The sequence below is a fragment of the Sphingopyxis sp. YR583 genome, assembly GCF_900108295.1.
Taxonomy (GTDB): Bacteria; Pseudomonadota; Alphaproteobacteria; order Sphingomonadales; family Sphingomonadaceae; genus Sphingopyxis.
In genome coordinates this window covers 1-25,634 of sequence record NZ_FNWK01000004.1, presented here as the reverse complement: position 1 = coordinate 25,634, position 25,634 = coordinate 1, and the positions used below count along the sequence as shown (strand labels likewise).

The following is a 25,634-nucleotide window of genomic DNA, read 5'->3' as shown; positions in this document are numbered from 1 at the left end:
GCGAATAGTTTCATATTTTCACTTGGAAAGCCACGAAGAAAGCGGTGCGGAGCCGACGATGACTTGGCCGTGGACAGGGCTTCCTTTCCCTTACCCGATCGATTATTCTGCCTGCTCCCCGGGTCGCGCCACAGCAGGGGATCCGACCATGCCTACCTCGATCATCGACGGCCGCATCGAAGCCGCCGACCTCAGGCGTGCCAAGGGCGGCGCGACAATCTTTCGCAGCATCACCTTCGAACAGGACGGCGTCGGCACGCGCACGATCCGTAATGCCGTCGTGAAGGACAATGTCGCGGCCGAGCTTGTGCCCGGCGCGACCGGCCGCTTCTATCTCTACAATGCGTTCGACCTGAAGGGCGTCCATGGCGTTCGCACAGCGAGCGGCCGCGACGTCTATGGTTTTGCCGGCAACAACCAGAAGATCTTCCTGATCCTCGGCATCTTCAATCTCATATGGATCGCCTTCACGATTGCCGTGCGCGGCGGCGTGCCGTTGCTCGGCGGCGCGCTGCTGATCCTGTCGGTCGTCGGCTACATCTTCATGAGCAAGGGTCAGCGCGAAGCACAGGAGCAGTTCGATGGCGATGCGGGCTATCGCTCCACATAGCTAGTCCGCTTGCGCACGCATGCGCATGCGCTAAAGACAGCCGATGGATCAGATCGTCATTCGCGGCGGCCAGCGACTCAAGGGCCGTATCCCCATCTCCGGCGCCAAGAATGCGGCGCTCACCTTGCTGCCGTGCGCGCTGCTCACCGACGAGCCACTGACGCTGCGCAACCTGCCGCGGCTCGCCGACGTCGACGGCTTCGGGCACCTGCTCAACCAGCTCGGCTGCTCGACGACGATCGAAGGATCGCGGCCCGAGGATTTCGGGCGCGTGATGACCGCGCGCACCACAACGCTCACCTCGACCGTCGCGCCCTATGACATCGTGCGCAAGATGCGCGCATCGATCCTCGTGCTCGGACCGCTGCTCGCTCGCGCGGGCGAAGCGACCGTGTCGCTGCCCGGCGGCTGCGCGATCGGCAACCGTCCGATCGACCTCCATCTCAAAGCGCTCGAAGCCTTCGGCGCCGAGATCGAACTCGCTTCGGGCTATGTGAAGGCCAGCGCACCGGGCCGCGGACGCCTGCCCGGCGGCAAATTCACTTTCCCCGTCGTGTCGGTCGGGGCGACCGAGAATGCGTTGATGGCGGCCGTCCTGGCCAAGGGCACCTGCGTCCTCGGCAACGCGGCGCGCGAGCCCGAGATCGTCGACCTCTGCAACTGTCTCGTCGCGATGGGCGCGCATATCGAAGGCATCGGTACCGAAACGCTGACGATCGAGGGTGTCGACCGGCTGCACGGCGCAACCTATCGCGTCATGGCCGACCGCATCGAGGCCGGCAGCTACGCCTGCGCCGCCGTCATCACCGAGGGCGACGTCGAACTGGTCGGCGCCAAGGCCGACGAAATGGAAGCGACGCTTGCCGCGCTCCGCGAAGCTGGCGCAACGGTCGAGGAGACCAAGGGCGGCATCCGCGTCGCGATGTCGGGCCGCGCCGAGCCTGTCACCCTGTCGACCGCACCCTACCCGGGCTTCGCGACCGACATGCAGGCGCAGTTCATGGCGATGGCGACGCTCGGCAAGGGCGCCTCGCTGTTCACTGAGACGATCTTCGAAAACCGCTACATGCATGTCCCCGAACTCGCGCGCATGGGCTGCGATATCGACGTGCGCGGCCGCAGCGCCGTAGTGCGCGGTGTCGATCATCTGGTCGGTGCGCCGGTGATGGCGACCGACCTCCGCGCTTCGATGAGCCTGATTATCGCGGGTCTCGCGGCACAAGGCACGACCGAGGTCAACCGCGTCTATCACCTCGACCGCGGTTATGAGCGGCTCGAGGAGAAGCTCCAGGCGGTCGGCGCCGATATCGAACGGATCAGCGCTGGGTAAGCCGCTCCGCGCGGCCATAGGCGCCGCGCGCGTTTCCTTTGATCCAGTCGCCGAGCAATTTCAGATAGCCGTCGGTGATCCGCGTGGCGCTCCGCGAACCGTCGGCGTTCGTGGTGAATTCGAACATCCCATGGTCGGTGTCGGGGAAGACATAGACATCGACGGGCTTGCCTGCTTTTGCGAGCCCGAGCAGCGCGCCGCGGGTCGTTTCGATCGGCGCTTCGCGATCCTCGCCCGCAAGCACCCATAACAGCGGTGTGTCGAGCTTCCGGAGCGCCGCGACGGCATCATAGTCCCAGATCAGTTCGAGATTGTCGACGCGCGCGCGGCCGATCCGTTTGAGCATATCGTTCGGCATGCGTGCGATCGCACCGCTATACTCGCCCTCGATCTTCGCGGCCCACGGCTTGTCCTTCATCTCGGCCCGCACGGCGTCGAGTGCGTCATAGCCGGTATGGAAATCGGAGAGCAGCAAACCAGCGGTCGCCTGCGACAGCCGGCTGACCAGCGCCTCGGCATCCTTGCCCAGCCCCGCCGCGCGGACTTCCGACACCATCTGTTCGCGATCCTCCTCGATCGGCGACGCGACGAGACCGAAACCGATCGCCACGAAATCGGCCTTTGTCCGCGTCGCCGCAAGCGGCGCGACCCAGCCGCCCTGGCTGCCGCCGAAGAAGCCCGCGCGACCGCGACGCCCTGCGGTCATGCTGCGCGCCTGGTCGAGCGCATGCGCCGCATCCTCGGCCAGCAGCTCGAAATTCTGCGTATATTCGCCCTCGGATCCGCCAGTCCCGCGCTTGTCATAGACGAAGACCGAAATCCCCTGCGCCGCCATGGCATAGCCATAGACGCCGCCGATCGGAGAGGTGCGTTCGGACCCGTGCACCATCACGACCAGCGGTCGCCTCGGATCATTGCCCGGCGGCTCGATCAGCACGCCGGTCATTTTGGTGCCGACGCTGTCGAAAGTCGCGGGAGTCTCGCGAAAGGCGATGCGCGACCAAGGCTTGCTGCCGACGGTCACCTCGTCAGTTCCGCACGCGAACGGGACGCCTGCATCGGTCGTTGCGCCGCGACGCCCGTCACGAAACAGATAGCGCAAACCGGGCGCTGCGACCGCTGGCGACTTGACCATCACGACAAAGTCGCCGTCGGGCGAGCCATAGGTACCGGGTGCGCAGGCACTCGTCTGCGCGAAGGCGGCCGCCGCAGGAAGAGTTGATAGAAGAGCGACAGCGCCGAGAAAATATTTCATCCCGCTGTGCTATACAAACAACACAGTTGTGACAACTAGCTTTCGGGTTCGACCGGCACCGACACCATATTGCCGCTGACCGACGGCCGCTCGGGGCGTTTCGCGACCGCGATGACCAGCCCGATCAGTGCGACGATGCCGCCCGCAATCGACAGTGTTGCCCAGCGATAGCCCTCGAATGCGGTCGAAAAGCCCATCGCGATAATCGGGATGAGCACGCTCGACCACGCCGCCTGCCCCGGCCCGACGGCACGGATGATGTTGAAATAGAGCGGAAAGGTCACCGCACTGGCGATCACGCCGAGATAGAGGACGCCGCCGATGTAGGTTGCGGTCGTCTCGATTACCGGCGGGCCGGTGGTGATCCACGCGTAACTGCCGTCAGCAAGCGCGCCGAACGCCATCGCCCACGCGATCATCACCACCATCGACTGCGCACGCGCAATGCCCGTTCCCTGCATGACGTTGGCGGTCGACGCGCTCATCACCCCCGCAAGCGTCAGCATGGTGCCCAGCAGCACCTCTCCCGCATCCAGCGCGGCGGCGCGATATTCGTGCAGGATCATCAGGCCGACGCCGACGATCGCGATGCCCGCACCGGCGAGGAAACGACCCTCGAGCGGGGTCTTCAGAAAGGCACGCCCAAGTAGCGTATTGGGCACGATCAGCAGCGCGAACAGCACCGCGACCAGACCCGAGGTGATATGCTGCTCGGCGCGGTAGACGAAATTGAAGTTGAAGGTGAATTGCGCAACACCGAGCGCCACCGCAAAGGCCATCGCCTTGGGCTCAAGCCACAACCGCTCGCCCCGCATGATCGCAAAAGCGAACATCGCGATCGCGGCGACCGCAAAGCGATAGGTCACCGACCAGCTGGGCGGCACGACGCCAAGTTGCCCTGTGATGACGATCCAGGTCGAACCCCAAATCAAAGTCACCAGCATGAAGGGCAGCAGCACCTTCGGGCTGAGCAGCGTCGGCTGCTCGCTGCTCACAATGCGCCAATCGCGGCCGCCAGCGGCGCCACCGCCTCGGCGTCCTGATCCCAGCTGACGACAAGGCGCGCGGCGCCTTCGCCCCAGTCATAGAAATCGAACCCGGCGGCGCGCAGTTTCGCGGCCTCCTCCGTGGTCAGACGGACGAACAATTCGTTCGCCTCGACCGGATACATCAGCCTGCCGCCACATGCCGCTGCGAGTTTGGCGGCGCCGGCGTTGGCCGCACGCGCGTTGGCGAGCCACAGGTCGTTCGCCAGCATCGCGCGAATTTGCGCCGCAACGAAGCGCCCCTTGCTGAGCAGATGGCCGCCGCGCTTCTTGAGCTCGCGCACGCCCGGTCCACCACTACCGCCGAAAAAGACGATCGCCTCTGCCATCATCGCACCATTTTTGGTGAAGCCGAACGACAGCGCGTCGACCCCCGCACGCCAGGTGACGTCGGCGGGCGAACAGCCCAGAAACGCAACAGCATTGGCAAAGCGGGCGCCATCCATGTGGAGCTTCATCCCCGCACCCTTGGCAATCTCGCTGATCGCCCCAACCTCGCCCGCGCGCCAGGCGAGGCCATATTCGGTGGCGTTGGTGATGCTGATCGCGGCGGGTTGAACCTGATGCACATCCTTGCGGATTCCGGCGATCCGCTTTTTCAGCGCCTCTGCGTCGATCTTCGCGCCGCGCCCCGGCAGCGTCATCAGCTTGGCGCCTCCCGAATAGAAGGTGGGGGCGCCGCATTCGTCGACCTCGATATGCGCTTCCTCATAGCAGAGAATGCCCTGCCAAGGCCGCACGAAATGGGCGAGGATGATGCTGTTCGCTGCGGTCCCGGTCGGGATCCACACGACTTCGCAGTCCGTTTCGAACAGGTCGGAAAAAGCCGCATCGAGCGACTGGCTCAGCGCATCACCGTCATAGGCGGTGTCGACATGATTGGCGGCCGCCAGCGCATCCATCACCAGGGGATGGACGGTCGCGGCATTGTCGGAGAAAAAACGGGTCGCAGTCATGCACCGCGCCTTAGCGCAGGTGCAGGCTGCTTGCTAACCCCTCATTTCGGCTGCGCTTCGCCGGATGTGCCGAATGTCGATCTGCGCACCAAACCCAGCGGATCAACGGTTAGCGGCCCGATATAATTTTCGCCCAAAGGTGCGCGAATCCCGGACCAGATAACGGCCCGGGAGGATCAGGCAGCGGCGGACGCCGTGGTGGTCGACCCACAGCCCGCTACGCGGAATGATGACACGGCATGGTTGCCATTCATAATTCGGCGCGGGACGAGAATGGTTTTGCGACATGAGAGGTCGGCAGGCATATCCCTCCCCATCGGCACGATTCTATCATATTGTCCCTGATTTAGCGTGACCGCCGAACTCAGATGCCAAGGCCGTCCGAACAATCGAAGGCCGACGCCAGCTTTTCGCGGAAGCCCGACGTGTCCGACCCGACATCGACCAGCACCGCATCGCCCGCATCGACACTTTCATGGAGTGCGATCGTCAGCGAATCTTCGGTGAACAGATCGCCGACAAAGCGGTTGTGCGCCACGAACCGGAGGCGCTGTGGCGTCGATTCGATCACGACCGCGCGCCACGCCGGACCATAGCTCGACTTCGCCCAGATCTTCGCACCCACGGGCAGCGCGCGCGTTGGCTTGCCGGTGACGACTGCGACATTGATCATCGTGCGGTCGGCCTCGTTGAAGGCCTGCCTGATTTCGATCGAGCCGGTGCCGAAGCGCGCGATGCATTCACCCGCCGTGCGGTTCACATGGGCGAGATCGGCATAGGATGCGTCGTTGAACGCAGGGGTCAGGCTGGCCGCCGCCAGGAAAAGGGAGAACATGGACCAAGGCTCCTGTCGCAGCCGGGTCCGTGCCCGGCCGCTTTATTGACCCTGTTTCGCCAGCAATTTCAAGCGCAAGGCGTTCAGTTTGATGAAGCCCGCCGCATCCTTCTGATCATAGGCGCCAGCGTCGTCCTCAAAGGTCACATGGCGTTCGCTGTAGAGGCTGAGCGGCGACTTGCGGCCAACGACGCTCGCATTGCCCTTGTAGAGCTTGAGCCGGACGGTGCCGGTGACATTCGCCTGACTGTGATCGATCGCCGCCTGCAGCATCTCGCGCTCGGGCGCGAACCAGAAGCCATTGTAGATGAGTTGGGCATATTTCGGCATCAGCTCGTCTTTCAGATGCGCCGCGCCGCGGTCGAGCGTGATGCTTTCGATGCCGCGATGCGCACGCGCATAGATTTCGCCGCCCGGCGTCTCGTACATTCCGCGCGACTTCATGCCGACGAAGCGGTTCTCGACAAGGTCGAGGCGGCCGATGCCATGCTTGCGGCCAAGGTCGTTGAGCGCCGCGAGCAAGGTCGCGGGCGACATCGCCTGCCCGTTCAGCGCGACGCCGTCGCCGCGTTCGAAATCGATCGTGATATATTCGGGCGTGTCGGGCGCATCCTCGGGGTTCACCGTGCGCGAATAGACATAGTCGGGGGTTTCTTCCCACGGATCCTCGAGCACCTTGCCCTCCGACGAGGTGTGGAGAAGGTTTGCGTCGGTCGAGAACGGGCTTTCGCCGCGCTTGTCCTTCGGCACCGGAATCTGGTTCTTTTCGGCAAAGTCGATCAGCGCGGTGCGGCTGGTCAGATCCCATTCGCGCCACGGCGCGATCACCTTGATGTCGGGGTTGAGCGCATAGGCCGACAGTTCGAAGCGCACCTGATCATTGCCCTTGCCCGTCGCACCGTGCGCGACCGCATCGGCGCCGACTTCCTTGGCAATCTCGACGAGCCGCTTCGAGATCAGCGGACGCGCGATCGACGTGCCGAGCAGATAGTCGCCCTCGTAGCGCGCATTGGCACGCATCATCGGGAAGACGAAATCGCGGACAAATTCCTCGCGGACGTCGTCGATATAGATATGCTCGGGCTTGATCCCCATCAGCTCGGCCTTGGCACGCGCAGGCTCGAGTTCCTCGCCCTGTCCGAGATCGGCGGTGAAGGTCACGACCTCGCAGCCATAGGTGACCTGCAGCCACTTCAGGATGACGCTGGTATCGAGGCCGCCCGAATAGGCGAGGACGACGCGCTTGAAGGACTCGGACATATTGGCACCTTTGGCGAGAGAAATACGCGGGCGCGGCTAGCAGGACGCCGCCCAAGGCGCAACCGGCTTGGCAGCTTGAACCGGCGCAAAACTGCCGAACTTCACTCGCGATACGATATGCGGCCGCTCACCGGCGCGACTGGACGACCGCCTTAAAGCGACAAAAGATACGGACGTGCGATGCAAAATTGTCTCCTTTGTCGCTTTTAGAGACCAAAGCGCCGCAATCCGCCGATGACGCGCGTAGTGAGAAAAGGGATAGATCGAGGATGGCATGATGCGGCGCTATCACCGCCCGATTTTGTAGGACAGCGATCTCTTCGAGGCGCGGTGCGAAAGGGCAGTAATCCCGGCCGGAGAGATGCCGCGCTCTTCAGCAAACCCGCGTCCAGTCCATGAACCAACTATCGTCCCACGTCTTGCCCCCGTCGCGCGAGGTGCCCTGAAACCAGCGGCAGCTTGTCGGCGTGATCCGGTCCCAGACGCCGCGATACAGTTCGGGGCCCTTTTCTCCCTCGCCCTCGGAGAGAAAGGTGCCGACGCCATTTTCGAACACGCCCAATTGCCCGGGCACCGCGACCACACCCGATTTGGCGTTGACCCAATGGTCGGACCATATCCTCTTTTCGACGTCGAGCAGGCGCAGGCCCATGCCCGAAAAACCCCGTGCCGGGATGCGCAATTCCTCAACGCTGGCGATCCCGCCGAGAATGGCGAAGACGGTCGCCTCGCCGGGGAATTCGATCCATTTTTCGCCTTCGCGAAACCTGTTGTGGATTCGCCATTCGCCAGTGAGGAAATCGAAGTCGCCGGGTTTGCCGACGGGTGCGGGATCGATCGCAGCAGACGCGGCGACGGGAATGAGGCTGGACATAAAGGCTCCTGCGCTGGTGGCGATGATGGTGCGGCGGTCGACATCGGTCATGGATCGCTCCCTCGGTGACCAAGCCCTGCTACGCCCGCTATCCTGACATTATCTGTCAGTTATTTTCTGCTAGAGCGAAAAAATGCGCGCGAGCCGTCTCCTCTCGATCCTGATCCTGCTGCAGCTCCGCCAGCGGCTCACGGCCGCCGATCTCGCGGCCGAGTTCGAGGTGTCCGAACGCACTATCTATCGCGATATCGACGCACTCTCGGCCGCGGGGGTGCCGGTCTACGGCGATCGCGGCCCGGGGGGCGGCTTTCAGCTGCTAGACGGCTATCGCACGCGGTTGACCGGATTATCGGCGGGCGAGGCCGAGGTGGCGACGATGATCGGCCTGCCCGGCCCCGCCGCCGAGCTCGGGCTTGGTGCCGCGACAAGCGCGGCGCGCGGCAAGCTGCTCGCCGCGATTCCGGGCGGTGGCGGCGCGCTCGCCGACCGCATGGCGGCGCGTTTTCATCTCGATCCCGTGACCTGGTATCGAAGCGGCGAAAGCCTGCCCTCGCTTCCGGCGATCGCGCGCGCCGTGTTCGACCAGCGGACGCTCGCGATGCGTTATGAAAGCTGGCAGGGGCTGCGCGACTGGACGGTCGAACCGCTCGGCCTCATACTCAAAGCCGGCATCTGGTATCTCGCGGCGCGCGGAGCGGGCAAGATACGCGTCTTTCGCGTTTCGAACATCCAAGCGCCGGAGCCGCGTGGCGCAAGCTTCGAATGGCCGGAGGATTTCCATCTCGCGACATGGTGGCAGGCCGAGCAGGCGCGCTTCGAGAGCGAACTTTTCGCGACCGCCGCGACCGTCCGCGCCTCGCCCGAAGGCTGCAAGCGGCTGGCACAGCAGTCGCCGCGCGGTGCCGGGGCGGTCGCGGCGGCAGGGGCGCCCGATGATCGCGGCTGGCGCGAAATGAGCCTGATGATCGAAGACAGCGACCATGGCGCGCGCGAGATGATTGCACTCGGCGCCGAGGTCGAGGTGATGGCACCCGCCAGCTTTCGGGCCCGCATCGGCGCGCTCGCACGCGCGATTGCAGCGATACACGGCTGATTGCTTCGCCCGATCCGCGCGCTATTCTTGGCGCAGGGAGGCAGGTCATGGGCAAGGACGAGATCAAGACCAAGGCAACCGACATCCGCGTCGCCGACTTCATTGCTGCGGTGCCCGAGGCGCGCCGCCGCGAAGAGGCCGAAGCGATCGACGCGATGCACCGCCGCGTCACCGGCCTGACCCCGAAAATGTGGGGACCGTCGATCATCGGCTATGGCAGTTACGACTATGTCTATGACAGCGGCCGATCGGGGACGATGTGCCGCGCCGGCTTCTCGCCCCGCAAGGCCGCAATGACACTCTATCTGCTGGGCCATTACGACAAGCGTCAGGGCGAGGCCGATGCGCTGCTCGACAAGCTTGGCAAATATAAGAACGGCCAATCCTGCCTCTATATCAACAAGCTAGGCGACGTCGATCTTGAGGTGCTCGAACAATTGGTCGAGCTAAGCTGGGAGGTTATGAACGAGCGCTACCCGACGTAGTCTCGTTCGGCCTCGCCCATATAGTCGCGCGTCAGCGGCAGTGCGTGGCGGCTGCGTGCGAACTGGATCTGGTAATTGCCCATCCCGCCGCTCTCGAACGCCGAGGTCGCCCCGGCGAGGTAGAAGCACCACATGCGGAAGAAGCGGACGCCCATCATGCGGGTGATTTCGGCTTCGTGCGCCAGCGTCCGCGCGTACCACTCCCGCAAGGTCAGAGCGTAATGGAGGCGCAGCGTCTCGACATCGGCGGCGATCAGCCGGCTCTTTTCGCTCGCCGCCAATGTTTCGCTGAGCGCGGGGATATAGCCGCCAGGGAAGATATATTTGCGCGTGAAGGCGTCGGTCGCGCCCGGCTTGCCGAAGCGGCCGATCGTGTGGAGCAGCATCACGCCGTCGGCGGTCATCAGGTTCGCGGCAGCACGAAAGAACGTCTCGAAATTCGCTGCGCCGACATGTTCGAACATGCCGACCGACACGATACGGTCGAATTTTCCGGCCTCGCGGGCGACGAGGTCGCGATAGTCGATCAGTTCGAATTTCACGCGGTCGGCCACGCCCGCGGTCTCGGCGCGCTGACGCGCGAGTGCGAGCTGCTCTTCGGATAGCGTGATCCCCAGCACCTCGACATTTTCGAGAGTCGCAAGAGTGATCGCCATCCCGCCCCAGCCGCAACCGATGTCGAGGATGCGCTGTCCCGGTTTCAGCGCGAGTTTTGCCGCGATATGCGCCTTCTTCGCCGTCTGCGCCTCATCCAGCGTCATGTCGGAGCGCGACCAGTAAGCGCAGCTATATTGCATGTCTTCGTCGAGGAAGAGCCGATAGAGGTCGTTGCCGATATCATAGTGATGCTTGACGTTGGCGCGCGACTGGCGCTGGCGGTTGATCGACCCGATCCGCGTCTTCACCCATTCGGCGCGGCGGCCTAGCCATGTCTTGTCGTGAAGCCTTGCCCCCCGATCCCAAGGCGTGTTCGAACGGATGAGCGTGACGAGGTCCATGATGTCGCCCTCGACCAGTTCCATCTCGCCATCCATATACGCCTCGGCGGCGCCGATGCGCGGATCGAGGATGATGCGGCGCATTCCCCTGCGGCTCGTAAAACGGATCGTGACATCGGGGAAGGCCGGTGCCGGGACGCCATATTCCTCGCGCCCACCATCGGGCAGGATAACGGCAAGCCGCCCTTGGTGAATGATGCGGGAGAGAAACGGACGCAGGATCGACATTTTACAAACCGAACCGCCGGCGCGAAAAATGGTTGCGATCAGATGCCCGCATACCATTCATAATCGATTCGATCTTCCCAATAGCCACCCTTGCCGGCGCCGATTCCGTCCAGGCTCGCCACCGCCTCGATCGCGTTCACATATTTGGCATGCTTATAGCCAAGCTGACGCTCGATACGCAGCCGTAGCGGCGCGCCGTTGGCGATCGGAAGCACCGCGTCATTGAGCGCCCACGCCATGATCGTCTGCGGGTGCAGCGCGTCGACCATGTCGCAGCTTTCATAATAAAGCGCGTCGCCGAGGCGATCGGCACAGCGGAATATGATATAGCGCGCACCGTCCCTGACCCCAGCGGCACCCAGAATGCGGCCAAGCGGCACCCCGGTCCATTGCCCGATCGCGCTCCACCCTTCGACGCAATCGTGCCGGGTTATCTGGGTGCGTTGCGGCATCGCGCGGATGTCGGCCATCGACAGCGAGAACGGCCGCGCGACGAGCCCCGTCACCTTGACGCGCCAGTCGGCAAAGCCGCTCGCCGCATGAGCGGCATAGTCGGCGCCCGCAGGCAGGCGCGTGCCGTTGGGCCGGAAATAGGGCGACAGGTCGGCGCGGCTATATTCACGCGCGAGCGCATTCCGGTCGATCAGCGCGCGCTGGCTCGCAAGGTTCATCTCCTCGCCCATCGACAATATCTTGCGCACTGCGGGCGCATCGTTGATCGCGTCGCAGCCCGACAGCAGAGGCAAGGCGCCCGCAGCGGCGACGAGCCCGCCGGCACGCGCGATCAGTTCGCGGCGTGGCAGCAGGATCTCGCTCATGCCCCCTCCTCCCGTTCGGGCGGCAGGCGAAACCAGCCGGTAATCATCGAGCGTATCTCGTTCACCGGCCCCGCCAGCAGCACCATCAGAATATGGACGAGGAAGAAGGCGACGAGCGCCCAGGCGGTGATGAAATGGATCGAGCGCGCCGATTGCCGACCGCCGAAGACATCGAGCAGCCACGGCCAGGCGGCATTCATACCCGGCGACATGGTAAGCCCCGTCGCGATCATCAGCGGCAGCGCGACGAAGATCACTCCGATGTAACTCAGCTTTTGCAAGATCCCGTAGCGCGCTGCGGCCTCGCCCCGCGGAAAGCGCAGCCGCGCGTGCTCCTTCACATCGTGCCAGATATGGCGCGGCGACCATTCGGCGCGGCGGACGTGCAGATCCTTGCGCAAATGCCCGCCGATGAGCGTCCAGAGCATGTAGAGCGTCAGCCCGATCGACAGCACCCACGCGAACAGCAGATGCCAGCGGCGCCCGTCCGCAAGGCTGTAGCTCGTCGGGATCGTCGCCCAGCCGGGGAAGGCCCAGGTCTTTTCGGCGCCCTCCGCATCGGTCCAGCGACCGAGCAGGCCCGTCGTTTCCACCCGGTAATCGCCGATGCGCAAATAGCCGCTGTCGGGCGTCGAGCCGATCACCAGCCAGGCGCGGTCGAAGTTCGCACCATATTCGCCCCAATAGAGGCGCGGGTGCGCGTTGAAGATCATCAGCCCGCTCATCAGCAGGATCAGCAAGGTGATGGCATTCACCCAATGCCAGATGCGCGTCGGCAGCCGGTGGCGATAGACGCGCACCGGCTCCGGCTTTTCGGGAGCGACGGGAGTTTCAGCCTCGGCCATGGTCCCGGTTCGCTCCTCTGTCTCGATCGGTTACGCGACGACCTCCGCCGCATATTCCTTGCGATAGCGGTTGCGCAAGCTGACCTTGTCGATCTTTTCGCTGCCGAGCTTTGGCAGCGCGTCGTTCGACATCCAGATTCGGCACGGAACCTTATAGGGCGCGAGGCGGGTACCGAGAAATGAGATCAAGGTATCGGCATCGACCTCGCTGCCCGGCTTCACCCACACCACCGCACCGACGCATTCGCCAAGCCGCTCGTCGGGCAGCCCGAACACCGCGCACTCGTTCACCTCGGCATGCTCGTAGATCGCCGCTTCGACTTCCTGGCAGCTGATATTCTCGCCGCCGCGGATGATGATGTCCTTCTTGCGGTCAACGATGAACAAATAGCCGTCCTCGTCGAGATAGCCGAGGTCGCCCGAGCGGAAATAGCCGTTTTCGAAGAAGGCAGCCTTGGTCGCCGCCTCATTGTTCCAATAGCCTTCGAAATTGCAGACCGAACGGATGCACACCTCGCCGACGCCGCCTTGCGCGAGCGGCTCGCCATTGTCGTCGAGGATTGCGAGATCGACGAGCGGCTTCGACGCAGGGCCGGTCGACATCGGCTTCGCGACATAATTTTCGTTGATGATGCCGCAGCCGACCGCGTTGGTCTCGGTCAGGCCGTAACCGAGCAAGGGCTTCGCCTCGCCCATTTCCGTCGCAAGGCGCCGCACATGTTCGGGCGGGCGCGGGGCGCCGCCGCCGGCATAGCTCTTGCACGTCGACAGATCGTAATTCTTGCGGTTCGGACTTGTGAGGATTTCGTAGCTCATCAGCGGGACGCCGACGAAATAATTGCACTTCTCGTCCTGAATCAGCCGCATCGCCTCGTCGGCGTTCCACTTCGGCATCAGCACCAGTTTGCGGCCCAAGGCGAAGCTTTGCAGGAACACCGGGATTTCGGCGGTTACGTGGAACAAGGGGGTGCAGATCAAGGTCGCGGGCTGGATGTCCGACATCTGCCCGTCTTCGGTCAGCAGATGGACGATGCTCGCGGTCTGCGTCACATAGTTGAAGATCGCCTGCACCACGGCCTCGTGGCGCGAATAAGCGCCCTTCGACTGACCCGTCGAGCCCGAGGTGAAGAGGATCGTCGCGAGATCCTGCCCCGTCAGCGTCGGCAGCACCGTCGCGGCGCTGCCGCCCGCACCCGTGATCGGCGCGATCGCCTGATCGATCGGCTGCTTCAGGTCGAGCGTGATGACCTTCGCGCCATGTTCGACTTCCTCAAGCCGCGCCGCGCGCTGGACGTCGGCGATGACGAGCTTCGCTTCGCTGTCGAGAATGCCCGCCGCGAGTTCACCGCCCTGCCACCAGCCGTTGAGCAAGGTCGCACAGCCGCCCGCCATCAAGATGCCGATATAGGATACGCACCATGCGTTGGCGTTGCGCATCGCTAGCCCGACGCGGTCGCCGCGCTGGACGCCATGGCCTTCGATCAGCCCCGCCGCGACCTGCCGCGCCGCCATATAGACCTGCTTGAACGACAGCCGCTCGTCGCCTTCGACGAGGAAGGTCGCATCGCCATGCTGCGCAGCGAAAAACGCAACATAGTCCGCAAGATTGGTCGGTGCATTGGTGACGATGGGAAGCTGGTGGCCGAAGCGTTCGACGGACCCGACCTGGATCGGTCCGCCCGGACCGGTGATCAGATTATAGGCGGCTTCCAGGCGCAAATCGAGCGCAGATGGCATCTTTCATCTCTCCTCTTGGTCTCGCTCGCCATACCCCTTATGGGGAGGCCTCTCCTGGGGAAGGACAGCGCGACTATATGTTTCTTTTTGCAACCTTAGCCGAAGCAACGCAATATGTGAACTTTCACGATCTCATGGGGGACAACTCCGAGATCGCGTTCAGCGTTTTCGGCCTGCCGATCCGTTGGTATGCGCTCGCCTATCTCGCCGGCATTTTTGTCGGTTATTGGTATCTCCTGAAGCTGATCGCACAGCCCGGCGCCCCGATGGCGCGGCGCCACGCCGACGACATGATCTTCTATGCGATGCTCGGGATCATCCTCGGCGGCCGGCTCGGCTATGTGCTCTTCTATAACCTCGGCAACTATATCCAGAAGCCGCTCGAAATCTTCAAATTGTGGGACGGTGGCATGTCGCTCCATGGCGGCGTGATCGGCGTTCTGATCGCGATCTGGTATGTGACGCGCAAGGAAAAGCTGAGCTTCCTGCGCTTTTGCGATTATGTCGCATGCGTTGTTCCCTTTGGCCTCTTTTTCGGCCGCCTCGCCAATTTCGTGAACGGCGAGCTGTGGGGCCGCAAGACCGACGTACCTTGGGCGATCATCTTTCCGGGCAGCGGCACGATGGACCCGCGCCACCCGAGTCAGCTTTACGAAGCCGGCCTGGAAGGGATCGTGATGATGGCGATCCTCGCCTTCTTCTTCTGGCGCACCGACGCGCGCTACAAGCCCGGCTTCCTGTTCGGCATGGCGGCGATCATCTATGGCCTCAGCCGTTTCGCGGTCGAGTTCGTGCGCGAACCCGATGTCCAGCTCGGCACGCTGTCGTGGGGGCTGACGATGGGCCAGACGCTGACCGTACCGATGCTGCTGATCGGCTTCTGGCTCGTCGCCACCGCCAAGGGCCGCCGCAAGCGGGTCGAGCCGGTGGCCGGACTCGACAGCGTTGCGTGACGGACCGCCAAACCCCGAGCAGTTGATAAGCGAGATTGCGGCGGCGCGGCCGACAACCGTCGCCGACTATATGGCGGCGGCGAACGGCCATTATTATGCGACGCGCGATCCGCTCGGCGCCGCGGGTGACTTTACGACCGCGCCCGAAATCAGCCAGATGTTCGGCGAGATGATCGGCATCTGGATCGCCGACCTGTGGGCATGTGCGGGCGGCCCGGCGTTTCGCTATGTCGAACTCGGTCCCGGTCGCGGCACGCTCGCGGCCGACGCCTTGCGCACGATGGCGCGCTTCGGTTGCACACCGATGGGAGTCGAACTGGTCGAAACGAGCCCGACGCTGCGCGTGGCGCAGCTCGCGCGCCTGCCCGCGGCACGGCACCATGACGAAGTCGACGCCCTGCCCGACGATGCGCCGCTGGTCATCGTCGCGAACGAATTTTTCGATGCCCTGCCGATCCATCAATATATTCGCACCGTCGATGGCTGGCGCGAACGCATGATCGAGCGCAAGGACGATGCGATGACGCCCGTAGCCGGGGACGCTCCGGCCGACGACGCAATTCCTGCCTCGCTGCGAAACGAGGCCGAGGGCACGATCGTCGAAACAACACCCGTCTCGGCGGCGATCATGCAACGCTGCGCTTTTCGCCTCGCGCGGCAAGGCGGCGCGATGCTTGCCATCGACTATGGCTATGCCGGCCCCGCCGCAGGCGACACGTTGCAGGCGGTGAAGGCGCACCGCTTCGTCGATCCCTTCATCGACCCGGGCGAGGTCGATTTGACCGCCCATGTCGATTTCACCACGCTCGCCCGCGCTGCGCAAAACGCCGGTGTCGCGGTGAGCTCGCTCGCGACGCAGGGCGAATGGCTGCGCCGACTCGGCATCGATGCGCGGCAGGCGTCGCTTGCAAAGGCGTCGCCTTCCCGCGCCGACGAACTCGAGGGGCAACGCGACCGCCTGGTCAGACCCGACGCGATGGGCGATTTGTTCAAGGTGATGGCCTTCACCGCGCCAAACTGGCCGACGCCCGCAGGATTTACAGGAGACACCGCATGACCGCCATTCAATTGGCCCAGCCCCGGGACGCCGAGGCGATCGCCGCCTTTGCCAACGGATCGTTCACGCATACTTTCGGGCATATCTATGACCCCGCCGATCTCTCGACCTTCCTCGCGGGCTGGAATCCGCCCGAGCGCGTGCGCGCGCAAATCGCGAGCGACGACCATGATGTCGCGCTGGTCCGCAACGAAGCCGGCGCGATTCTCGGCTATATCAAGATGGGCCCGGTCGATTTCGAGCTTCCCGCCGAGCAGCCAACGGATAATGCCGTCGAGCTGCACCAGCTTTATGTCGCCGAAGCCGCGAAGGGCACGGGCGTCGCCGTCGCATTAATGGAATGGGGCATCGCCTGGGCGCGCGAGCGCGCATCGATCCTCTACCTCACCGTCTTCACCGAGAATGACCGCGCGCAGGCCTTTTACCGCCGCTACGGTTTCTACGACGTCGGCCGCAACGAGTTTCGCGTCGGCAATCATATCGATGAGGACCGCTTCTTCAGGCTCGACCTGTGACCGCGCCCTTCGTCACCGCCGCGCCGCTGGACGGCGTCCCGCACGGCTTCTTTGGGCGCCGTGGCGGGGTGTCGACGGGCGAACTCTCCTCGCTCAACTGCGGCCTCGGTTCGGGCGACGATTCGGCGTTGATCGCCGAGAATCGGCGGCGCGTCGCCGACGCCGTACTACCGGGAGCGACGCTGACCGGCCTCTATCAGGTCCACGGCAATCGCTGCGTCATCGTCGATAGCGACACCGACCTTGCGGCGCGGCCCGAGGCTGACGCACTTGCCACGGGCACGCCCGGCATCTTGCTCGGCATATTGACCGCCGACTGCGTCCCGGTGCTGTTTGCCGATCGCGCGGCCGGGGTGGTCGGCGCGGCGCATGCCGGATGGAAAGGCGCGATCGCCGGGGTCACCGACGCGACACTCGATGCGATGGAAAGCCTTGGCGCCAGCCGCGCCAATATCGCCGTCGCGATCGGTCCGTGCATCGCGCGCGCCTCCTATGAAGTCGACGACGCTTTCGTTCAGCGCTTCGTCGTGGACGACCCAGCAAACGAACGCTTTTTTGCCGCCGGCAAGCCCGGCCATGCGATGTTCGACATCGCCGCCTATGTCGCGGCGCGGCTCGCTGCGGCGGGCGTGACGCGAATTGCCATCGGCGGACAGGACACCTATGCCGAAGCCGACGACTATTTCAGCTATCGCCGCGCGTGCCACAAAGGGGAAAACACCTATGGCCGCCAATTGTCGGTGATCGGACTGCGGGGAGGATAAAGGGTCGATGACGCGCACGCGCTGGTTGGGATTGATCGGCGGGCTCGTCGTCTTTTGCATCATGCTCCTGCTTCCTGCCCCCGCGGGCATGGAACTGACGGCATGGCGCGTTGCCGCGCTGACCGTATTGATGGCGATCTGGTGGATGACCGAGGCGCTGCCGCTGACCGTCACCGCGCTTATTCCCTTCCTGACCGTGCCAGCCTTCGGCGTCATGGATGCGAATGCGATCGCGAAGGAATATTATTCGCCGATCCTGTTCCTGATCCTTGGCGGCGCCTTCCTTGCGCTCGCAATCGAGCGCGTCGGACTGCACCGGCGGCTTGCGCTCGCCCTTCTCAAGCGTGCGTCGCCGACCGCGTCGGGCCTGCTCTTCGCCTTCATGGCGGCAACCGCGCTGCTCAGCATGTTCATCTCGAACACCTCGACCGCGCTTATCATGATCCCGATCGCGCTCGCCGTCGTGCGCGCCGGCGGGGTTCGGGAGGGTGAAACCGAAGGGTTCGCCGGTGCGGTTATGATGGGCATCGCCTTCGCGGCATCGATCGGCGGGCTCGGCACACTCGTGGGCAGCCCGACCAATGCCATCGCAGCGGCGCTCATCGAAAAGGCGCTCGACCTCCGTATCTCTTTCCTCGACTGGGCGATTTACGGTGTCCCCATCGTCCTGCTGTCGACCCCGATCGCAATGTGGATTCTCGCCCGTGTCCAGCGGCTTGCCGACCATCCTTTCGACGGCACTGCGGCTGCCGCGGCGCTGGGCAATCAGGCGATCTGGTCGACCGCCGAACGCCGCGTCGTCCCGATTTTCCTGCTCGTGCTGATCGCCTGGATCGCGCAGCCATGGCTCGAACCGATGCTGCCCAAGGGGGCGCTGACCGACGGCACGATCGCGGTTGCCGGAAGCCTGTTGCTTTTCATCCTGCCCGACGGCACCGGCCGGCCGCTGTTGCTCTGGAAAGAGGCCGACCGCGCACCGTGGGGCGTCATCATGATGTTCGGCGGCGGTCTTGCGCTCGCCGCAGCGATAACCGCGAGCGGCCTCGCCGCGTGGCTCGGCGCGGTTCTCGCCCCGCTCGGCAGCGTCCCGACGATCCTGCTCGCGGCGACGATCGTCGCGCTCACCATCCTGATCACCGAATTTGCCAGCAATGTCGCAACCGCTAGCGGGATCATGCCCGTACTGGCGGCGCTGATCGCCGCAACCGGTGTCGATCCAATATTGCTCGCCCTGCCCGTTGCGATGGCCGCAAGCTGGGGCTTCATGCTGCCGTCAGGCACCGGTCCGAATGCGCTGGCCTGGGCGACGGGGCACATCGCGCTACCGCGCATATTGAAGGCCGGGCTGGCGCTAGACATCATCGGCGTTCCGCTGCTGATCGGGGTGATCTGGGCCATCGCCATGGTGGGATGAGCCGCGCAATATAGTTTCAAACGAAACCTGGGGCGCTATAAGGGCGGCAACACTCAAGGAGCATCCCCCATGGCCATGCGCGGCAAACCCAAGACGAATACCAAGAAAATCGGCGATCGCGACCTTAGCCCCGCCACGCTGATGATGGGACTCGGCTATGATCCGACGCTGTCCGAAGGCTCGCTGAAGCCGCCGATCTTCCTGACCTCGACCTTCGCCTTCGAAAGCGCCGCCGCGGGCAAGCGTTTCTTCGAACATATCACCGGCAAGCGCGAAGGCCCCGCCGACGGCCTCGTTTATTCGCGCTTCAACGGTCCGAACCAGGAAATCCTCGAAGACCGCCTTGCGGTCTGGGACGGCGCCGACGACAGCCTCGTCTTCTCCAGCGGCATGTCGGCGATCGCGACCCTGCTCCTCGCGCTCGTCGGCCAGAATGACGTGATCGTCCATTCGGGTCCGCTCTATGCCGCGACCGAAACGCTGATCGCTCGCATCCTGTCGCGCTTCGGCGTCAGCTTCCTCGACTTCCCTGCGGGCGCGACGCGCGAGGAAATCGACGCGATCCTGGTGCGCGCGCAAACGCTCGCCGACGAAAAGGGTGGCAAGGTCGCGCTCGTCTATCTCGAAAGTCCGGCCAATCCGACCAACGCGCTCGTCGATGTCGAGGCCGTCCGCGCCGCACGCGATGCCGCTTTCCCCGGCGAGCAGCAGCCGCCGATCGCGATCGACAACACCTTTCTCGGCCCGCTGTGGCAGAAGCCGATCCGGCAGGGCGCCGAACTCGTCGTCTACAGCCTGACCAAATATGCCGGTGGCCATTCGGACCTCGTCGCGGGCGGCGTGTCGGGCGATCAGCGCCTGCTCAACATCATCCGCCCAATGCGCAACACGATCGGCACGATTTGCGACCCCAACACCGCGTGGATGCTGCTGCGCAGCCTTGAGACGCTCGAACTGCGCATGAGCCGCGCGGGCGAAAATGCGCTGAAGGTCTGCACCTTCCTCCGCGACCATCCGAAGGTCGAGGGCCTCGGCTATCTCGGCTTCATTCAGGATGCGCGGCAGAAGGACATCTACGACCGCCACTGCACCGGCGCCGGATCGACCTTCTCGCTCTTCATAAAGGGCGGCGAAGCCGAGAGCTTCCGCTTCCTCGACGCGCTCAAGATCGCCAAGCTCGCGGTCAGCCTCGGCGGCACCGAAACACTTGCAAGCCATCCCGCGGCGATGACGCACCTGTCGGTTCCCGACGAGCGCAAGAAAGCACTCGGCATCACCGACAATCTGGTGCGCGTGTCGATCGGCATCGAGGATCCCGACGATCTGATCGCCGACTTCGCGCAGGCGCTCGACGCGGTTTAACGACCGCGCCGCGCGCGCCAGTCGACGACCTGCCAGCCCATTTGCGGCGCAAGCAGTTTCAGCTTGCGCGACGGCGTCGTCGCGACCGCTTCGTCGGCGAAATGCAGCATCGGGTGGTCGGAGACATGATCCGAATAAGCACGGACATGCGCCGCCTCGCGCGTGATTTCGTTGGCCGCGAGCCAATCCGAAATGCGCGCGAACTTCGCCTCGCCATAACAATTGTCGCCCGCAAGCCGCGCGTGGATATGATCGGCGCCGTCGGGCTCGTCGAGCTGGGTCGCGAGCACATCGTCGATCCCGAGCCGCCGCGCGATCGCGTCGACATAAAGGTGAAAGGACGCGGTCGCCAGCAGCAGCCGGTAACCCGCCTCGCGGTCGGCGGCGATCTGTTCGAGCGCCGCCGAATGTAACCCGCGCGCAACGACCTTGTCGGCATAGCTTTCGGCGAGTGGCGCGATTTCGGTCCGGCGAAAGCGCTTGCCGACGAGCAGCCGGAGGTTGATCGCCTTCAATCGCGATCGGTCGATCAGGCGCAGCGAATAGGCCGCGCCGGCCAGCCCGACGAACGGCAGCAACAAAAGCCGCCATTGCTGGCGCCGCTGCGCAACATGCATGAGGAACCCGCTATAAGTCCCTGAGCGCGTTATCGTTCTGTCCATGTCGTACATCGCGACGCGGTGCGCATAATCGGGGGTCGGCGTGGCTAGCGGGTCTTCCATCCCTCACCCATAGTGTGGCCCTGTATCGCGGCCAAGGCCTGACAAGCTGGACCATGGATTCACTTGCCGTGGAGGGGCAAATAAGCCAGTGTCCTCCGCACGATGGTGGCCAGGGCGGATTTCGAATATAGCGACGGTGCCGACGGCGCCGAAGTTCGCTTCACCGGCCGGTTGACGCTTGCGCGTCTGGGCGACGTTCCCGCACGGCTCGATGCACTCGGCCCGATCGCAACGCTCGATCTCTCGGCACTCGAACGGATCGATACCGTCGGTGCGTGGATCGTCACGCGCACGGTCAACGAACATGGCGCGAAGGTCGTCGGCGCCAGCCCGGAAGCGCAGCGTCTGCTCGACGCGCTCGCCGCCGACAAGAGCGAATATCGCGTCCACCGCGATCGCCGTCCGGCGTGGGCCCGCATGCTCGAACAAGTCGGAACCGCCAGCACGGCGATCTGGCACGAGCTGGTGGGGATCGTCGGCTTTTTCGGCGCGATGATCATCGCGCTCGGCACCCAGATTCGCGCGCGGCGCCGCCTGCGCTGGAATGCCGTCGTCACGCGGTTCCAGACCGTCGGCGTCGATGCGCTGCCCATCATCGGGCTGATGAGTTTCCTGATCGGCATCGTCATCGCGCAGCAGGGCGCGGTACAGCTCGAGCAGTTCGGGCTGGAGGTGTTCACGATCAATCTCGTCGGCCGTGCCTCGATCCGCGAGCTTGGGCTGCTGATGACGGCGATCATGGTCGCGGGCCGATCGGGATCGGCCTTCGCCGCGCAGATCGGGACGATGAAGCTGACCGAAGAGGTTGACGCGATGCGCACGATCGGCGTGTCGCCGATGGAGGCGATCGTGCTGCCGCGCGTCGCCGCATCGACAATCACCATGCCCCTGCTCGGCTTTTACGCCAGCCTGTGCGCTATCGCGGGCGGCGGCGCCTTTGTCTGGATCGGGCTCGACATCCCGCCGCTCACCTATATTCAGCGGCTGCGCGAAATCATCCCGATGACCGATTTCTACATCATGCTGATCAAGGCGCCGGTGTTCGGCATATTGATCGGCGTCACCGGTTGTTACGAAGGCATGCAGGTGCGCCAGAATGCCGAAGAGGTCGGCCAGCGCACGACGTCCGCCGTGGTCGCCGCGATCTTCCTCGTCATCGTCCTCGACGCCATGTTCGCCGTCTTCTTCTCTTCGCTGGGATGGAATTGATGAGCGAAGAGGTCGAACAGGAAATCAAGGAAGAGCTTGCCGCCGCCGACGCAGTGCGGCCCGAAAAGTTCGAAACGGCGATCTGTATCCGCGGGCTGAAGAACCAGTTCGGCGATGCCGTGGTCCACGAGGATCTGGACCTCGACGTCCGGTCGGGCGAAATCCTCGGCGTCGTTGGCGGATCGGGCACTGGCAAGTCAGTTCTGATGCGTTCGATCATCGGGCTCCAGACGCCGACCGCGGGCGAGATCGAGGTTTATGGCAAGACGCTCGACACGATCGCCAATGAAGAGGAATCGCGCGACCTGCGCCGACGCTGGGGCGTGATGTTCCAGGGCGGCGCGCTCTTCTCGACGCTGAGCGTCGCCGAGAATATCCAGGTTCCCCTGCGCGAATATTATCCGCGGCTCGACCAGCGGCTGCTCGACGAAATCGCGGCGTACAAGGTCGCCATGGTCGGCCTGCCCCCCGACGCAGGCCCCAAATATCCCGCCGAGCTGTCGGGCGGGATGGTCAAGCGCGCGGGCCTCGCGCGCGCGCTTGCGCTCGATCCCGCGCTGCTCTTCCTCGACGAACCGACGGCGGGACTCGACCCGATCGGCGCCGCGAAGTTCGACGAGCTCATCCGCGAGCTGGCCGACACGATGGGTCTCACCGTCTTCCTCATCACCCACGATCTCGACTCGCTCTATGCGACCTGCGACCGGGTGGCCGTTTTGGCCGAAAAGAAGGTGATTGCGGTCGGCACGATCCCGGAACTGCTTGCCACCGAGCATCCGTGGATACAGGATTATTTCAACGGGCCCCGGGGCCGCGCTGCCGCGGGCGGGAACCAAACCGCGAAGCGGCGATAGGAACAGCTGATGGAAACACGCTCGAACAACGTCCTCGTCGGCGCCTTTGTCCTCTTCTTCACGGCGGCGCTCGCTTTTTTCGTCGTCTGGCTAGCGAACGACAGCGGCGGGACGAAGCGCGAATATGACATATTTTTCAAGCAGTCGGTCGACGGACTGAACAAGGGCGCACAGGTTCAATTTTCCGGCGTTCCCGCGGGACAGGTGCGCGAAATCGCGCTGTGGCCCGACGACCCGCAATTCGTCCGCGTGCGCATCGAGGTCAACGAAGGCGTGCCGATCCTGCAGGGAACGACGGCCGCGCTCGAAGGCGTGGGCTTTACCGGCGTGTCGCAAATCTCGCTCGACGGTGCGGTAAAGGGCGCGCCGGCGATCGCCGACAAGGGTCCGGCGGGCAAACCCGTCATCCCGACGCGCGTCGGCGGCCTTGGCGAACTGCTCAACACCGCGCCGCAATTGCTCCAGCGCCTGTCGACGCTGAGCGAGCGGCTGGCCGAACTGGCCGACGATGAAAATCAGGCGAGCATCCGAGGCATCCTGAAAAATGTCGAGGCATCGACGGCGATCCTTGCGCGCAATGGCCCGGCGATCGAGCGTGCGCTCGCCGACACCCGCATCGCGATCCAGCAGACGGGCGTGGCGGCCGAACAGATCGGTAGCCTCGCGGCGTCGGCGCAGGGCACGATCGACCGCAATGTCGACCCGGCGATGGCCAACCTGCGCGACACGCTGAAGTCCGCCAACGCGTCGATGGCGACGCTGGAGGCTGCGATCAGCGACGCCCGGCCCGGCCTCAAGACCTTCAGCGAAACGACGATTCCCGAAGCCAATGCGCTGATCCGCGACCTCCGCCGCACCTCCGCCTCGCTGTCCAGCCTGACCGACAAGCTCGACCAGCAGGGCGCCGGCGCCGTCATCGGCGGCAGCAAGCTGCCCGACTATAAAGAATGAGGACCGACTTCATGATCCGCCGCTTTCGTGCTCCGCTGCTCGCCGCCGTTGCCGCCGCCTCGCTGTCGGGTTGCATCGGCCTGGGTGGCAAGACGCCGCCCTTCCTTCTCTCGCTCGACGCCGATGCCGCACCCGCCGCGGGCGGAGCGCGTACCGCTGCCGAAGCGGCAACGCTGACGATCCTGATCCCGACCGCGCCGCAAAAGCTGCGCACGACGCGCATTCCGGTGCAACAGGACGGATCGAGCGTCACCTATGTGAAGGACGCCCAATGGGTCGAGGCGCCGTCACGCCTTTTCCAGCGACTTGTGTCCGAAACAGTGTCGGCGCGCACCTCGCGCGTCGTGCTCGACGAGGGGCAATATCTGACCGCGCCGGGCGAGCAGCTTGCGGGGCAGTTGATGGAATTCGGCGTCGATGCCGCGTCCAACGAAGTTGTCGTCGTCTATCAGGCGATGCTGGTTTCGGCGGGCGGCAAGACGGTGACGCAGCGCCGTTTCGAAGCGCGTGAGGCGATCGGAGGAAAAGTCGAGGCGAAACCCGTCGGCGAGGCGCTGACCCGCGCTGCGAACAAGGTCGCGGTCGAGGTTACGGGCTGGCTGGGCGGCTAATCCCCCCGATCATTGCCATTTCGCGCCGCCGCCGTTAGAGCGCGCCGCACCACATCGCCTGTTTCCGCGCAGCCTCTTCCGGGTTTCCGGCTGCGCCCTTTCCTTTCGAGCCCGCCGACTTGAAAGGACGTCTTATGGCGTGGGTCATCCTCGCGATCGCCGTTGTTACCGAAATCATCTGGGCGCTGAGCCTCAAATGGGCGGCGACGCTCGGAACGTGGCAAGCATCCGCCGTTCCCGTATCGCTCAGCTTCCTCAACATGGCGTTGCTGGCGTTCGCGATGCGGGGCATTTCGGCGGGAACCGCTTATGCAATCTGGACCGGCCTTGGCGCGGTCGGCGTGATCATCGGCGGCATATTGTTGTTCGACGAGAAGGTGAACCCGGTCCAGATCGGCTTCATGACGCTGATCGTCATCGGCGTTGCGGGCACCAAGCTGTTTTCGTCGAGCTGATCGAGAATGTGACGGCAGCTTTCGACCGATTGCAGACATCGACGATAGCGTTATGTTTGAGCGCATGATGGGCTTTGCAGACCGCGTGCGCATCAAACGCACCGAAGAAACCGAACGGCTTGGCTTGGCTGGACGTGAAGGCCAAGTATTTGGGTATACCACGCCATCCGTCACTGACGTGGCAGTGGTGGGCATTTTAGCGGATGACTATGCCGTCAACGTTCACTTCAAAGAATTGGCTGAGGGATTCTGGTTTGCGGACCACCTTGTTGAACAAATTGATCATGCACCAGGAACGGTGATGTCCCTTGAGGGACAAAATACGGCGTGGGTGCGCCTGCCGAATGGAGGGTGGCAGGAAAAGTCGTCACTAGGCTAACGTCTGCTTCCCACCCCA

General features: G+C 64.2%; 27 protein-coding genes. 16 read left to right on the top strand and 11 right to left on the bottom strand.

Going from position 1 to position 25,634, the window contains the following annotated elements:
- The first annotated feature begins 148 nt into the window (after window positions 1-148).
- Both BLW56_RS17460 and murA read left to right on the top strand, forming a co-directional pair.
- Window positions 149-610: a hypothetical protein gene (locus BLW56_RS17460; protein ID WP_093512153.1), complete on the top strand. Its 462-nt coding sequence runs from the start codon at window positions 149-151 to the stop codon at window positions 608-610.
- A gap of 43 nt (window positions 611-653) precedes the next feature.
- On the top strand, window positions 654-1,940 hold the full coding sequence (murA, locus tag BLW56_RS17455) for a UDP-N-acetylglucosamine 1-carboxyvinyltransferase (protein WP_093512151.1): 1,287 nt from the start codon (window positions 654-656) through the stop codon (window positions 1,938-1,940).
- On the opposite strand, the gene BLW56_RS17450 is transcribed toward murA, so the two are convergent.
- The 6 genes from BLW56_RS17450 to BLW56_RS17425 form a co-directional block, all read right to left on the bottom strand.
- Window positions 1,927-3,195, bottom strand: a complete 1,269-nt coding sequence (locus tag BLW56_RS17450) for an alpha/beta hydrolase family protein (protein WP_093512150.1) — start codon at window positions 3,193-3,195, stop codon at window positions 1,927-1,929. The genes murA and BLW56_RS17450 overlap by 14 nt on opposite strands.
- A gap of 35 nt (window positions 3,196-3,230) precedes the next feature.
- Window positions 3,231-4,190: a DMT family transporter gene (locus BLW56_RS17445; protein ID WP_177176010.1), complete on the bottom strand. Its 960-nt coding sequence runs from the start codon at window positions 4,188-4,190 to the stop codon at window positions 3,231-3,233.
- Window positions 4,187-5,197, bottom strand: a complete 1,011-nt coding sequence (locus BLW56_RS17440; RefSeq protein WP_093512148.1) for a threonine aldolase family protein — start codon at window positions 5,195-5,197, stop codon at window positions 4,187-4,189. Before BLW56_RS17440 ends, BLW56_RS17445 begins: the two co-directional genes overlap by 4 nt.
- A 364-nt stretch (window positions 5,198-5,561) precedes the next feature.
- Window positions 5,562-6,032: a hypothetical protein gene (locus BLW56_RS17435; RefSeq protein ID WP_093512146.1), complete on the bottom strand. Its 471-nt coding sequence runs from the start codon at window positions 6,030-6,032 to the stop codon at window positions 5,562-5,564.
- A gap of 42 nt (window positions 6,033-6,074) precedes the next feature.
- Window positions 6,075-7,292, bottom strand: a complete 1,218-nt coding sequence (locus BLW56_RS17430; protein WP_093512144.1) for an argininosuccinate synthase — start codon at window positions 7,290-7,292, stop codon at window positions 6,075-6,077.
- A gap of 373 nt (window positions 7,293-7,665) precedes the next feature.
- Complete coding sequence (locus tag BLW56_RS17425) at window positions 7,666-8,217, bottom strand: hypothetical protein (RefSeq protein WP_093512142.1); 552 nt, start codon at window positions 8,215-8,217, stop codon at window positions 7,666-7,668.
- 82 nt (window positions 8,218-8,299) lie between these two features.
- On the opposite strand from BLW56_RS17425, the gene BLW56_RS17420 reads away from it, so the two are divergent.
- Window positions 8,300-9,259, top strand: coding sequence for a helix-turn-helix transcriptional regulator (locus BLW56_RS17420; protein ID WP_093512140.1), 960 nt, complete (start codon window positions 8,300-8,302; stop codon window positions 9,257-9,259).
- Between the two features lie 47 nt (window positions 9,260-9,306).
- Window positions 9,307-9,744 carry a DUF1801 domain-containing protein gene (locus BLW56_RS17415; protein ID WP_093512138.1) on the top strand — a complete coding sequence of 146 codons (438 nt, stop codon included), beginning with the start codon at window positions 9,307-9,309 and terminating at the stop codon, window positions 9,742-9,744.
- Here BLW56_RS17415 and BLW56_RS17410 read toward each other — a convergent pair.
- From BLW56_RS17410 to BLW56_RS17395, 4 genes are read right to left on the bottom strand one after another with little or no spacing between them, the layout of a single operon-like run.
- Complete coding sequence (locus BLW56_RS17410) at window positions 9,732-10,970, bottom strand: SAM-dependent methyltransferase (RefSeq protein ID WP_093512581.1); 1,239 nt, start codon at window positions 10,968-10,970, stop codon at window positions 9,732-9,734. The two genes, BLW56_RS17415 and BLW56_RS17410, sit on opposite strands and share 13 nt — an antisense overlap.
- A 38-nt stretch (window positions 10,971-11,008) precedes the next feature.
- Window positions 11,009-11,788, bottom strand: a complete 780-nt coding sequence (locus tag BLW56_RS17405; RefSeq protein ID WP_093512136.1) for a molybdopterin-dependent oxidoreductase — start codon at window positions 11,786-11,788, stop codon at window positions 11,009-11,011.
- Window positions 11,785-12,633, bottom strand: a complete 849-nt coding sequence (locus BLW56_RS17400; protein ID WP_093512134.1) for a cytochrome b/b6 domain-containing protein — start codon at window positions 12,631-12,633, stop codon at window positions 11,785-11,787. The genes BLW56_RS17405 and BLW56_RS17400 overlap by 4 nt, the downstream gene beginning before the upstream one ends.
- 30 nt (window positions 12,634-12,663) lie before the next feature.
- Entirely contained in the window at window positions 12,664-14,370 is a 1,707-nt protein-coding gene (locus tag BLW56_RS17395) for a class I adenylate-forming enzyme family protein (RefSeq protein ID WP_093512132.1), read from the bottom strand.
- 77 nt (window positions 14,371-14,447) lie between these two features.
- Between BLW56_RS17395 and lgt the strand changes: the two genes are divergently transcribed.
- The 6 genes from lgt to BLW56_RS17365 all read left to right on the top strand — a co-directional run bounded on the left by lgt (window position 14,448) and on the right by BLW56_RS17365 (window position 20,435).
- Window positions 14,448-15,323, top strand: a complete 876-nt coding sequence (gene lgt, locus BLW56_RS17390) for a prolipoprotein diacylglyceryl transferase (RefSeq protein ID WP_093512130.1) — start codon at window positions 14,448-14,450, stop codon at window positions 15,321-15,323.
- On the top strand, window positions 15,316-16,380 hold the full coding sequence (locus BLW56_RS17385) for a class I SAM-dependent methyltransferase (protein WP_256203617.1): 1,065 nt from the start codon (window positions 15,316-15,318) through the stop codon (window positions 16,378-16,380). The genes lgt and BLW56_RS17385 overlap by 8 nt, the downstream gene beginning before the upstream one ends.
- Window positions 16,377-16,895, top strand: coding sequence for a GNAT family N-acetyltransferase (locus tag BLW56_RS17380; protein WP_093512128.1), 519 nt, complete (start codon window positions 16,377-16,379; stop codon window positions 16,893-16,895). Before BLW56_RS17385 ends, BLW56_RS17380 begins: the two co-directional genes overlap by 4 nt.
- Window positions 16,892-17,659, top strand: a complete 768-nt coding sequence (gene pgeF, locus BLW56_RS17375; RefSeq protein WP_093512126.1) for a peptidoglycan editing factor PgeF — start codon at window positions 16,892-16,894, stop codon at window positions 17,657-17,659. The genes BLW56_RS17380 and pgeF overlap by 4 nt, the downstream gene beginning before the upstream one ends.
- A 7-nt stretch (window positions 17,660-17,666) precedes the next feature.
- The gene (locus BLW56_RS17370; protein WP_093512124.1) at window positions 17,667-19,073 is read left to right on the top strand and encodes an SLC13 family permease; all 1,407 of its coding nucleotides are present in this window, start codon (window positions 17,667-17,669) and stop codon (window positions 19,071-19,073) included.
- A gap of 69 nt (window positions 19,074-19,142) precedes the next feature.
- The gene (locus tag BLW56_RS17365; protein WP_093512122.1) at window positions 19,143-20,435 is read left to right on the top strand and encodes a cystathionine gamma-synthase family protein; all 1,293 of its coding nucleotides are present in this window, start codon (window positions 19,143-19,145) and stop codon (window positions 20,433-20,435) included.
- Here the strand turns inward: BLW56_RS17365 and BLW56_RS17360 are convergent.
- Complete coding sequence (locus tag BLW56_RS17360) at window positions 20,432-21,157, bottom strand: HAD family hydrolase (protein ID WP_177176009.1); 726 nt, start codon at window positions 21,155-21,157, stop codon at window positions 20,432-20,434. The two genes, BLW56_RS17365 and BLW56_RS17360, sit on opposite strands and share 4 nt — an antisense overlap.
- Window positions 21,158-21,259: 102 nt before the next feature.
- Here BLW56_RS17360 and BLW56_RS17355 point away from each other — a divergent pair, with 102 nt between their 5' ends.
- From BLW56_RS17355 to BLW56_RS17330, 6 genes are all read left to right on the top strand, one after another.
- The gene (locus BLW56_RS17355) at window positions 21,260-22,366 is read left to right on the top strand and encodes an ABC transporter permease (RefSeq protein ID WP_093512120.1); all 1,107 of its coding nucleotides are present in this window, start codon (window positions 21,260-21,262) and stop codon (window positions 22,364-22,366) included.
- Window positions 22,366-23,220, top strand: coding sequence for an ABC transporter ATP-binding protein (locus BLW56_RS17350; RefSeq protein ID WP_238586738.1), 855 nt, complete (start codon window positions 22,366-22,368; stop codon window positions 23,218-23,220). The genes BLW56_RS17355 and BLW56_RS17350 overlap by 1 nt, the downstream gene beginning before the upstream one ends.
- A 9-nt stretch (window positions 23,221-23,229) precedes the next feature.
- The gene (locus BLW56_RS17345; RefSeq protein WP_093512119.1) at window positions 23,230-24,171 is read left to right on the top strand and encodes an MlaD family protein; all 942 of its coding nucleotides are present in this window, start codon (window positions 23,230-23,232) and stop codon (window positions 24,169-24,171) included.
- An 11-nt stretch (window positions 24,172-24,182) separates the two neighbouring features.
- Window positions 24,183-24,782, top strand: coding sequence for an ABC-type transport auxiliary lipoprotein family protein (locus BLW56_RS17340; RefSeq protein WP_093512575.1), 600 nt, complete (start codon window positions 24,183-24,185; stop codon window positions 24,780-24,782).
- A 134-nt stretch (window positions 24,783-24,916) separates the two neighbouring features.
- The gene (locus BLW56_RS17335) at window positions 24,917-25,237 is read left to right on the top strand and encodes a DMT family transporter (protein ID WP_093512117.1); all 321 of its coding nucleotides are present in this window, start codon (window positions 24,917-24,919) and stop codon (window positions 25,235-25,237) included.
- A gap of 64 nt (window positions 25,238-25,301) precedes the next feature.
- On the top strand, window positions 25,302-25,616 hold the full coding sequence (locus tag BLW56_RS17330) for a hypothetical protein (protein ID WP_177175885.1): 315 nt from the start codon (window positions 25,302-25,304) through the stop codon (window positions 25,614-25,616).
- Window positions 25,617-25,634: the final 18 nt, after the last annotated feature.